The following is a 9,672-nucleotide window of genomic DNA, read 5'->3' on the forward strand; positions in this document are numbered from 1 at the left end:
TGGTTGCCAATGGCAAAATACTGGGGTGCTGGTGAAACCGCTTCCAGTGACGGTCAGTTCTTTCGTACCACACGCCAGGGCGAGGCGATGAATCTGATCAATGCGAAGTACGGCCATGAGCCCGGCCTGAAAGCCTATACCCATGTATCAGATCAATATGGCCCCTTCGCCACACAGGTGATCCCAGCTACAGTGAACGAGGCACCGTACATTCTGGACGGTCTGCTGATGAACCCGAGCGGCAAACGGATCAAAGAACAATACGCAGATACGGGCGGCTTCACAGACCTCGTCTTTGCGGCCACCTCGTTGCTCGGCTACCGGTTCATCCCGCGCATCAAGGATTTACCTTCAAAGCGGCTGCATGTCTTTGATCGTCATGGGGTGCCGAACGAACTAAAAGGTCTGGTTGGCGACCGCGTTCGCGAAAACACGATTATCGCCAACTGGCCGGATGTGTTGCGCTGCATCGCGACGATGCTCTCCGGGAGAATGCAACCTAGCCAGCTTCTGAAGAAACTGGCAGCACGGCCACGGCAACATGATCTGGCCATTGCCCTTCGCGAAATCGGACGTATCGAGCGGACGCTGTTTGTCATTGATTGGTTACTCGATACCGATATGCAGCGCCGCGCACAGATTGGCCTCAACAAAGGGGAAGCACATCATGCCCTGAAGAACGCACTGCGGATCGGTCGCCAAGGCGAAATCCGCGACCGTACAGCTGAGGGCCAGCATTTCCGCATCGCAGGGCTGAACCTGCTCACTGCCATCATCATCTATTGGAATACCAAGCAACTCGGTTTTGCGGTCGCCGCGCGACAAAAGGCTGGGCTCGATACATCCGCATATCTTCTCTCACATATCTCGCCCCTCGGATGGGCACATATTATCCTCACGGGTGAATATCGGTGGAGGCAGATGGCAGAAAACCCATGAAACCTCACGCGCCGACAACACCGGTCATTCATCCAGCATGCGGCGAAATCTAACTGCGAGCCCATTCTATCGCAAGCTGCCATATTCACAAAAGTCCGAAAACAATTCGAAGCAGCCATCCGAAAAGGGGTGGGGTGGCAGTAGTGCTGGAATATTCTGATGTTCCCTGCCGAAAGCGCCAGCTTTCGGGGGCTCTCCAAGCACTACCAAAATCTCCGGCTAGTTGCTCGACGACACCGTGAACATGGATCGCGGCTGGATGTCAGAGGCTCTGGAGGATAGACCACTAGGGCGAATTTCAACTTTTAATGGAAACATTTCCCCATGCGTGACTTCACCGCAGGTCGGCAGAGGCTTCCAGCATCCAAGACGTAAACGTAGCTAAGGGGGAGGACGCTGAAACGGGCTTTGCGACGGCAATAGTATACCAAACACATCTAGCGACGCGGTCGTCGCATTTGACCAAAGCACCCGTGTCCAATTCTTTGCGACACAGAATATTATCTGCCAGAATGACGCCTTCACCGTCCACAGCAGCGTCAATCGCCAGTGACAAGTCGGAATACACGCGACCAATCTGCCAGGACTGCAACTCGGGTTCGTGTGCCGCAAACCACTGGTGCCAGATCTCTCGGCCGTTGTCATGCACTAGCGGCACCGACAGCCATCCGGCCATGCCACCATTCTCGCGCAACTGCTCCAGTAACTCGGGTGCACAAGCCGGAAAGCCATCGATCGGAAACAGCCTGTGTTGCCGCGCTCCCTTCGTTGGTGCACGGGTTTCAAAGTGGACGATCATATCCGCATGACTCGCGCCCAGTTGCGGTGGATCCCATGCAGGCCGCAATTCGATTTCAATCTTGGGAAATGCCACACAAAACTCGGTGATTTTTCTGCGCAACCAAAGTGACGCCAATGCCGGTTCAGCGCTCACCGTTAGTGTCCCTTTCTGGCTCGTGCGTAGAATACCTTCGCAAGCGTCTGTGAGCACTTGAAAGCCGTTGGCAAGCTGCGGCTGCAGCTTGCGCCCGTCTTCACTGAGCTCAACGCGATTGCCGTAACGGATAAACAATTCACAACCCAACCAATGCTCGAGATTCTTGATGTGCTGACTGATCACGCTGTGGCTGACATTCAATTCGGTGCCCGCTTTCGCAAAGCTGCCTTGGCGCGCGGCAACTTCAAATGCGCGCAGGGCGTTCAGATGGCGAAGTGAATTGCCCATCCTTTCAGCGTAGTAAAAACCTTCGCTGACGGCAAGTTTTATCTGTTTTTGGATTTTCGAACCGCTCTTTAACGTCATGGACACAAGCCGACCCCAATCGAGAATGGATATTCCGTGGCCCTAGACAGCGATCAAAGCGGTGTTGATCTCTCCCTTCAGGTGAGGGACTTGCATAAATCATACGGCGCGCTGGAGGTTCTAAAGGGTGTCTCTCTAAATGCACGAGAAGGCGACGTGATTTCGATGGTCGGATCGTCGGGGTCAGGTAAGAGCACATTCCTGCGCTGTATCAATCTGCTTGAGACTCCAAGTGCCGGATACATTTCCTTGCATGGCGAGGAGATCGAAATGGCGACGGATCGTCATGGCGACTATCGCCCGACAAATGCCAAACAGGTCCAACGGATCCGCTCTCGCCTCGCGATGGTATTCCAGTCGTTCAACCTTTGGTCGCACATGACCGTTCTTGAAAACGTCATCGCAGGCCCGATGCATGTTCTGGGGCAATCCCGCCCAGAGGCCATCGAAAAGGCCAAGGCCGTGCTGGAGCGTGTCGGGATGCTTGAGCGGTGCGACTATTACCCCTCACATATTTCTGGTGGCCAGCAGCAACGCGCAGCAATCGCCCGCGCCTTGGCCATGGAGCCCGAAGTGATGCTGTTCGACGAGCCGACCTCCGCTCTTGATCCGGAACTGGTCGGCGAGGTGCTTAAGGTGATCAGGTCGCTTGCGGAAGAAGGTCGTACGATGGTCGTCGTGACCCATGAAATGGCCTTTGCGCGGGATGTCTCGTCTCAAGTGATATTTCTTCATCAGGGCCAGATCGAAGAGCAGGGCGACCCCAAAGAAATTTTCGCAAACCCGAATTCGGCAAGGTTCAAAGAATTCTTGTCCAACACCAGAAACTGATCGGGCAATCGCCTCTGCGATGACCGTCAGCATGACCAAGAAACCAAACAACCGGGAGACTTCCAAATGACTATTAAGAAAACGATCCTTGCCACCGTCGTCGGGGCCTTCACCTTGGCAGGAGCGCAGTCTGCAACTGCAGAGGTCCTTCGCATGGGTGTTGAGGGTGCATACCCTCCATTTTCGCAAAAAGAAGCCGACGGGACGTTGTCCGGCTTTGATATCGACATCGCCCTTGCTATTTGCGCGGAACTTGAACGCGAATGCGAACTGGTCGAGCAAGAATGGGATGGCATGATCCCAGCGCTAATCGCCCGCAAGTACGATGCGATTGTTGCGTCTATGTCAATTACCGAAGATCGCCGTCAACGGGTGGATTTCTCCGAGAGCTACTACAACACGCCATCGCGTTTCATCGCTGCGGAGGGCGCGACGTTTGAGCTGACTCAAGAAGGAACAGCCGACGTCGCTATTGGTGTTCTGCGCGGAACAACCCTGCAGTGTTATGTCGAAAAGCACATGCCTGATGCCGATCTGCGGCTCTATAATACACAAGAAGACGTGTTTGCCGATCTGGTTGCCGGTCGCTTGGACATGCAATTAAACAACACGCTGCAAGCCATCGATGGTTTCCTGAACACGCCACAGGGCGCGGGCTTCGCGTTCTTGGGCGAAAACCTTGATGACGTCGATTGTCTGGGCGAAGGCACCGGGATTGCAACGCGCAAAGGTGATCCGCTTGCCGATGAAATCAGCGCTGCAATTCTCGCGATTAGGGAAGATGGAACCTACCAAGCGATCAACGATAAGTACTTCGATATCGATATCTACGGCGAATAAGCCCGCCAAAGTCCGGCCAGGGAACAGAACCTCTGGCCGGAAAACTCCAAACTTTCGACCTTTTGATCGGACACCGCCCAGATGGATGTTATTTTTGAATATAGGCAAATTCTGCTGGAGGGCGCGGGCGTCACCGTTTCGCTGGCTGTCCTGTCGCTTTTGTTGTCCATCGTGTTTGGGTTGATGGGCGCGTTTGCCAAGCTTTCACAATCCCCCATTACCCGACGCATCGGCGGCATCTACACGACTTTTGTGCGCAGTGTGCCTGATCTGGTCCTGATGATGCTGATCTTTTATGGTGGTCAGGTAATGCTCAATGATATTGGCCAAGCGACCGGCCTTTGGGGCTATGTCGACATTAATCAATTCGTTGCGGGTGTTCTGACTTTAGGCTTCATATTTGGGGCCTATATGGCAGAAACATTCCGCGGTGCGATGCTTGCTATTCCAAGCGGCCAGATTGAGGCGGCCCATTCTGCCGGTATGAGCCCGCGCCAGGTGTTCACCCTTGTGACCTGGCCGCAGATGGTACGTTACGCACTGCCAAGTTTCACAAATAACTGGCTGGTCTTGGTTAAATCCACTGCCCTTGTGTCCGTAATCGGACTGCATGATCTGGTCTGGAACGCGTTTTCTGCCGGCCGCTCCACGCACCAGCTTTTCACATTCATGATCGCGGTTCTGTTTGTTTATCTAATCATTACCGCTGTTTCTGACGTCGCTTTGCGGTGGGTGGATCGTAAATACTCGGCCGGTGTGAGAGCGAGCTGATCATATGGAAAACGAACGCACATTCTTTGAATACCTCGCGGAATTCAGCCGGGAATCGTCACCGCTGGATTTCGTGTTAATTTACGACAATCTGGGTCGGTTCTTTGAGGGTGCCTTGGTCACCCTACAGCTGACTTTTCTCGCGCTTCTCGTCGGAGGACTGCTGGCTATCCCTCTCGCCATTGCACGGGCCTACAAGAGTCCCTACCTGAACAAGCCCATTTGGTGCTTTACTTACGTGTTTCGCGGCACGCCTTTGCTCGTTCAAACCTATTTGTTCTATTTCGGCCTTGGCCAGTTCGAGGTGGTGCGAAATTCCGTCCTTTGGGATCCGATCCTAAGCAGCCCGTGGTGGTGCGTTCTCATCGCATTTACACTCAACACGACTGCTTACACCACTGAATTCCTGCGAGGGTCCATTGAGACGACGCCACACGGCGAGATTGAAGCGGCCAAGGCCAGTGGGATGTCACCCTGGACGCGGATGCGCCTGGTCGTTTTGCCGAGTTCCTTTCGGCGGGCGCTACCTGCTTACTCAAATGAAGTAATTTTTACGCTGCATGGATCCGTCATTGCCAGCACCGTCACCTTGCAAGATATCCTTGGCGTTGGGCGTTGGCTGAACGGGCGCTACTATCTGGCATATGAAGGGTTCATCACGGCGATGGTCTTCTACATGGGGCTGGTCTTTCTGATCTCGATGACATTCAAAATGGCTGAGAAACGCTACTTGGGCCATCTGCGTCCGCGCGAAACCATTCTTGAAAACCCGGATCACCCCGTAGTCTAGGCGTCCAACCCATCACATCTTTTCTCTGCACCTGAAAGGTTTCTCTATGTCCAATGTAAGCTCTAAGAAACGTGACCTCATTGAAGGTAGGGCCGCGCTGATCGTCATTGATATTCAGAAATCGACGTTCGCACCCATTCCCGATGAAGAACGTTCCATCGCGCATATGCCCGACTATGCAGAGCGCATGGCTCGCTCCAAGATCGCGATTGATAAGGCGCGCGAAGTCGGCATCCCTGTTATCTTTATTCAGGAAATCCACCGCGCCAACCTCGTTGATTTTGGCCGCGAGCTGGACGGGGACGAAACGGTTCATTGCCTCGACAGCAACCCCTTAACGGCCTTTGCCGAAGAAGAATTGGGGATGCGCCCGGATGACTACCGTATTTCCAAGCGCCGTTACTCGGCCTTCTATGGCACCGATCTGGAAATATTGCTCAAGGGGTTAAAGGCTGAAACGCTTATCCTAGTCGGTGGCCTGACGGACGTCTGCGTTCACTATACTTTCGTGGATGCGCATCAGGGGGATTACTTTTGCCGCGTGATCGAAGACTGCGTTGCTGGTTCTAGCTTTGAGGCACATCAGGCTTCTTTGAACGCGATGGAGTACCTGCAACACGGCGCGATCCGAACGATTGACGAGGTTGTCGGCGCGATGGCCGCCAAAGCCTAACAAAATGCAAACGACCAAAAGCGGGCAAGCCGCGCTGCTAGCGTTGGCCGCGTCTGCAATTCTCAGTTTCATCGACAACTTTGTGGCCGCTGTCAGCGAGGAAGCCGGGTTGTGGCAGTTCCAACTGTTCCGCGCGGCTTTCGCGCTGCCTTTGCTAATTGTTGCCGCACGACTGATGGGGAAATCTCTCAAAGTGGTGCGTTTTGGACGGATCGCAATGCGCAGCATTGTCGTGTCCATTGGACTTCTGATTTATTTTGCATCTCTTGGCGCGCTCCCGGTCTCACAAGCAGGCGCTGGTCTTTTTAGTTCTCCTCTTTGGGTGGCGCTACTGTCCGTGATCTTATTCCGCCAACAGATCGGTAGGATCATGACCTTTGCCGTAGTGCTTGGGTTTGCGGGCGCATTGATGTTGCTCCAGCCCGACGTCACCAATCTGACGCTGCTTTCGGTCATGCCGCTGGCGGCGGGGCTATTCTATGGTCTCGGCATGATGCTGACACGCCACTGGTGCGCTGATGAAAGCGCGATGAGCCTTGCGATCGGCATTTTCTTGACCATCGGCATTGTCAGTTTGGTGATGCTGTTTTGGGTGACAGCGCACCCTGGCAGCACCTTCATGTCAGCCCCTTGGGCGATGCCGACTACGCGCTTCTTGTGGCTAACACTCTTGCAGGCTGTGGGCGCTGTTTTCGCAGTGACGCTAATTGCGCAGGCCTACCGCATCGGCAACCCGACAATGGTTTCCGTGTTTGAATACTCATTCCTGATCTTTGCCAGCATTTGGGCTTTCGTCCTTTGGGGCGCGACCACGGATGCACTCGCCTGGGTCGGGATCATCGTAATTGTTGCCTCAGGTATCCTGATGGCTCAATCTGAAAAAAGGACATCTGATGCCGCCACTTCCCTCTGAACTTGCCTATGTCCCCTTTGTTTCTGTGGAGCACATGATGGGGTTAATTCACCACATCGGGATCGAAACAGCCTTGCGCGATTTGGCGCGCGAGATTGAGGCCGATTTTGCCAGGTGGGAACAGTTCGACAAGACCCCGCGTGTCGCCAGCCATTCGGAAGTCGGTGTTATTGAACTCATGCCCACTTCAGATGGCGAAATGTACGGGTTCAAATATGTAAATGGCCATCCCAAAAACACCAAAGAGGGTCTTCAAACGGTCACGGCCTTTGGCCTGCTTGCGGATGTCGAGAGCGGATATCCAAAACTGCTTTCTGAAATGACCCTGCTGACGGCGCTGCGGACGGCAGCGACATCCGCAATGGCCGCGCGCTATTTGGCACCCAAGGGGTCCAAGGTGATGGCCATGATCGGAAACGGGGCACAGTCCGAATTCCAATGCCTTGCCTTCAAAGCAATCTGCGGCATCGAAACCGTGCGGCTTTTCGATGTTGATCAGAATGCGACCGCCAAATGTGCGAAAAACCTCAAGGGGCATGGCCTAAATGTGGTCTCCTGCGAAAGCGGAGAAGCCGCCATGGAGGGTGCACAGATCATCACCACTTGCACGGCGGACAAACAAAACGCCACTATTCTGACGGATAACATGGTTGGCGTTGGGGTCCACATTAACGCGATCGGTGGCGACTGCCCGGGCAAGACGGAATTGGCAAGGGACATCCTGCTGCGGTCTGACATATTCGTTGAATACCCACCGCAGACTTGGATTGAGGGCGAGATTCAGCAGCTGGACGAGGGCCACCCCATTACCGAGTTATGGAAGGTCATGTCCGGTCACGCGTCTGGCCGCACAGATACCAAGCAAATCACTCTTTTTGATAGTGTTGGCTTCGCAATTGAGGATTTCTCGGCGCTGCGATACATCTCAAAGGCGATCGAAGGCACTGACTATTACAGCCAACTCGACATGCTCGCTGATCCCGATGATCCACGCGACCTATTTGGAATGTTCGAACGGTCCAATGAATAACAGCATGGAATTAACGCCCAGAGACTTGTTGGATCGGCTCGTGGCTTTCCCGACGGTCAGCGATCAAAGCAACCTTGAGCTTGTGGATTTTGTCGAAGCGTACTTACGCAGCCACGGCATTGCACCAACTCGCGTTCCTAGTAAGGACGGCAACAAGGCCGCGCTTTATGCCAGTGTGGGGCCAGATTGTGCAGGCGGTGTTGTTTTGTCGGGTCATACGGATGTCGTGCCCGTCGCAGGGCAAGCCTGGGACAGTGATCCGTTCGTCGTGCGCGAAGCGAATGGGCGGCTTTATGGGCGCGGCACGTGCGACATGAAGGGCTTTGACGCGCTCGCGCTCGCGGCCATTGTGCAGGCAAACAAGCGCGATCTCAAACGGCCCCTGCAAATCGCGCTTAGTTATGACGAAGAGACCGGAATGACCGGCGCGCCGCCAATGATCGACCACATGTGCGCGCATGGGATGACACGCGCTGCAACCGTTATCGTCGGAGAGCCATCGATGTTGAAAGTCGTTACGGGACACAAGGGCGGGTTTGGCTACCAAGTGCATGTTCGCGGTCATGAGGTTCATTCGTCGCTCATGCACGAAGGGGTTAGCGCAGTTATGATCGCGGCTGATCTGGTCCATTGGGCCAATGTGATGAACGCTCAAAGCGCTGCCGCCACACCCACGGAGATAGCCGCCGAATTTAATCCGCACTACACGACAATCCATGTAGGAACCATCAATGGCGGAACTGCTCACAACATCACCGCCCGTGACTGTAGGTTTGAGATTGATTTTCGCGTCCTCCCGGACGAAAGTCACGACGAATGGAAAGCGCTGTTTCAGGCGGAAGTTGCCCGTCTGCAAGATCGGATGCACGCGGTGCATTCCGACACATTCATTGACGCGTGTCAGGATTTCGGCGTGGCGGGGCTTGCGCCGGAAACAGATGGTGCAGCTGAGGCCCTTGTGCGCCAGCTGACTGGCAAAAACGCATCTGGCGTTGTCAGTTACCTGACCGAAGGCGGGCTGTTTCAAGAGGTCGGCTATTCAACCGTGGTCTGCGGTCCGGGTGACATCGCGCAGGCGCATCAGCCAAACGAGTACATAACACTCGAACAGTTCCGGCAAGGCGAAGCGTTCATGGGCCGTCTTGTGGATGCGCTGTGCGAGTGACACGCGTAAGCGCACTTTTGGTGCCGCTCTTTTGCGCGTCTCCAGCCATACCTTGCACAACGTCTTGATTGGCGCCTCGGATACTCGGGCCAAATTCCAACTGATACCCAACCCAAAAGTGTAGATTGCTTTGCCGGGTCGAGGTAGCAATCATCAAAAGTGCAATGTTTGATCTTAAGGTCCGCAAGGCTCCGCACAGCAGACCAGCTTACAACTCCTTGGAAAGGCTGGTTTGTCCGCATCTTACCAGTTCATGCGTCGTGCAGCGAAGAGCCGCTATCCCGCTTTTCCGAGGAGACAAAATTCCTTACCGCCCTATTCGGCACTCAGCCGGAGTCGACCCCATTAGGGCATCCGCGATATCGAAGTGCTGCAGGAGGGTGACGATTACGCTGTTTTCACCAGCACCGGGGCGTA

General features: G+C 54.5%; 10 protein-coding genes. 9 read left to right on the forward strand and 1 reads right to left on the reverse strand.

Annotated elements, in window-relative coordinates:
• The coding region (locus tag AB8B75_RS21125) for a Tn3 family transposase (protein ID WP_405365047.1) at positions 1 to 939 on the forward strand (939 nt) is incomplete at its 5' end.
• Positions 940 to 1,273: 334 nt separating this feature from the next.
• Here AB8B75_RS21125 and AB8B75_RS21130 read toward each other — a convergent pair.
• On the reverse strand, positions 1,274 to 2,242 hold the full coding sequence (locus AB8B75_RS21130; protein ID WP_405365049.1) for a LysR family transcriptional regulator: 969 nt from the start codon (positions 2,240 to 2,242) through the stop codon (positions 1,274 to 1,276).
• Positions 2,243 to 2,278: 36 nt separating this feature from the next.
• On the opposite strand from AB8B75_RS21130, the gene AB8B75_RS21135 reads away from it, so the two are divergent.
• The 8 genes from AB8B75_RS21135 (at position 2,279) to argE (ending at position 9,255) form a co-directional block, all read left to right on the forward strand.
• A complete protein-coding gene (locus AB8B75_RS21135) occupies positions 2,279 to 3,073 on the forward strand; it encodes an ABC transporter ATP-binding protein (RefSeq protein ID WP_405365051.1) in 795 nt (264 codons plus the stop codon).
• Positions 3,074 to 3,139: 66 nt separating this feature from the next.
• On the forward strand, positions 3,140 to 3,913 hold the full coding sequence (locus tag AB8B75_RS21140) for a transporter substrate-binding domain-containing protein (RefSeq protein ID WP_405365053.1): 774 nt from the start codon (positions 3,140 to 3,142) through the stop codon (positions 3,911 to 3,913).
• A gap of 81 nt (positions 3,914 to 3,994) precedes the next feature.
• Complete coding sequence (locus AB8B75_RS21145; RefSeq protein WP_405365055.1) at positions 3,995 to 4,684, forward strand: ABC transporter permease; 690 nt, start codon at positions 3,995 to 3,997, stop codon at positions 4,682 to 4,684.
• A gap of 4 nt (positions 4,685 to 4,688) precedes the next feature.
• Positions 4,689 to 5,474 (forward strand): ABC transporter permease, encoded by a 786-nt coding sequence (locus tag AB8B75_RS21150; protein WP_405365057.1) that lies wholly within the window; start codon positions 4,689 to 4,691, stop codon positions 5,472 to 5,474.
• Between the two features lie 46 nt (positions 5,475 to 5,520).
• A complete protein-coding gene (locus AB8B75_RS21155; protein WP_405365059.1) occupies positions 5,521 to 6,147 on the forward strand; it encodes a cysteine hydrolase family protein in 627 nt (208 codons plus the stop codon).
• Positions 6,148 to 6,151: 4 nt separating this feature from the next.
• Positions 6,152 to 7,060, forward strand: a complete 909-nt coding sequence (locus tag AB8B75_RS21160; RefSeq protein WP_405365060.1) for a DMT family transporter — start codon at positions 6,152 to 6,154, stop codon at positions 7,058 to 7,060.
• The gene (locus tag AB8B75_RS21165; protein WP_405365061.1) at positions 7,041 to 8,090 is read left to right on the forward strand and encodes an ornithine cyclodeaminase; all 1,050 of its coding nucleotides are present in this window, start codon (positions 7,041 to 7,043) and stop codon (positions 8,088 to 8,090) included. The genes AB8B75_RS21160 and AB8B75_RS21165 overlap by 20 nt, the downstream gene beginning before the upstream one ends.
• Before the next feature lie 4 nt (positions 8,091 to 8,094).
• A complete protein-coding gene (gene argE / locus AB8B75_RS21170) occupies positions 8,095 to 9,255 on the forward strand; it encodes an acetylornithine deacetylase (protein ID WP_405365062.1) in 1,161 nt (386 codons plus the stop codon).
• The last annotated feature ends 417 nt before the right edge of the window (positions 9,256 to 9,672 follow it).

Source organism: Roseobacter sp. (assembly GCF_045106495.1).
Classification (GTDB): Bacteria; Pseudomonadota; Alphaproteobacteria; order Rhodobacterales; family Rhodobacteraceae; genus Roseobacter.

Bases quoted from the DNA above. Each gene is read 5' to 3' on its own strand.
- AB8B75_RS21160 (WP_405365060.1), top strand. From the start codon at position 6,152: ATGCAAACGACCAAAAGCGGGCAAGCCGCGCTGCTAGCGTTGGCCGCG.
- argE (WP_405365062.1), top strand. From the start codon at position 8,095: ATGGAATTAACGCCCAGAGACTTGTTGGATCGGCTCGTGGCTTTCCCG.
- AB8B75_RS21130 (WP_405365049.1), bottom strand. From the start codon at position 2,242: ATGACGTTAAAGAGCGGTTCGAAAATCCAAAAACAGATAAAACTTGCC.
- AB8B75_RS21155 (WP_405365059.1), top strand. From the start codon at position 5,521: ATGTCCAATGTAAGCTCTAAGAAACGTGACCTCATTGAAGGTAGGGCC.
- AB8B75_RS21140 (WP_405365053.1), top strand. From the start codon at position 3,140: ATGACTATTAAGAAAACGATCCTTGCCACCGTCGTCGGGGCCTTCACC.
- AB8B75_RS21165 (WP_405365061.1), top strand. From the start codon at position 7,041: ATGCCGCCACTTCCCTCTGAACTTGCCTATGTCCCCTTTGTTTCTGTG.
- AB8B75_RS21150 (WP_405365057.1), top strand. From the start codon at position 4,689: ATGGAAAACGAACGCACATTCTTTGAATACCTCGCGGAATTCAGCCGG.
- AB8B75_RS21145 (WP_405365055.1), top strand. From the start codon at position 3,995: ATGGATGTTATTTTTGAATATAGGCAAATTCTGCTGGAGGGCGCGGGC.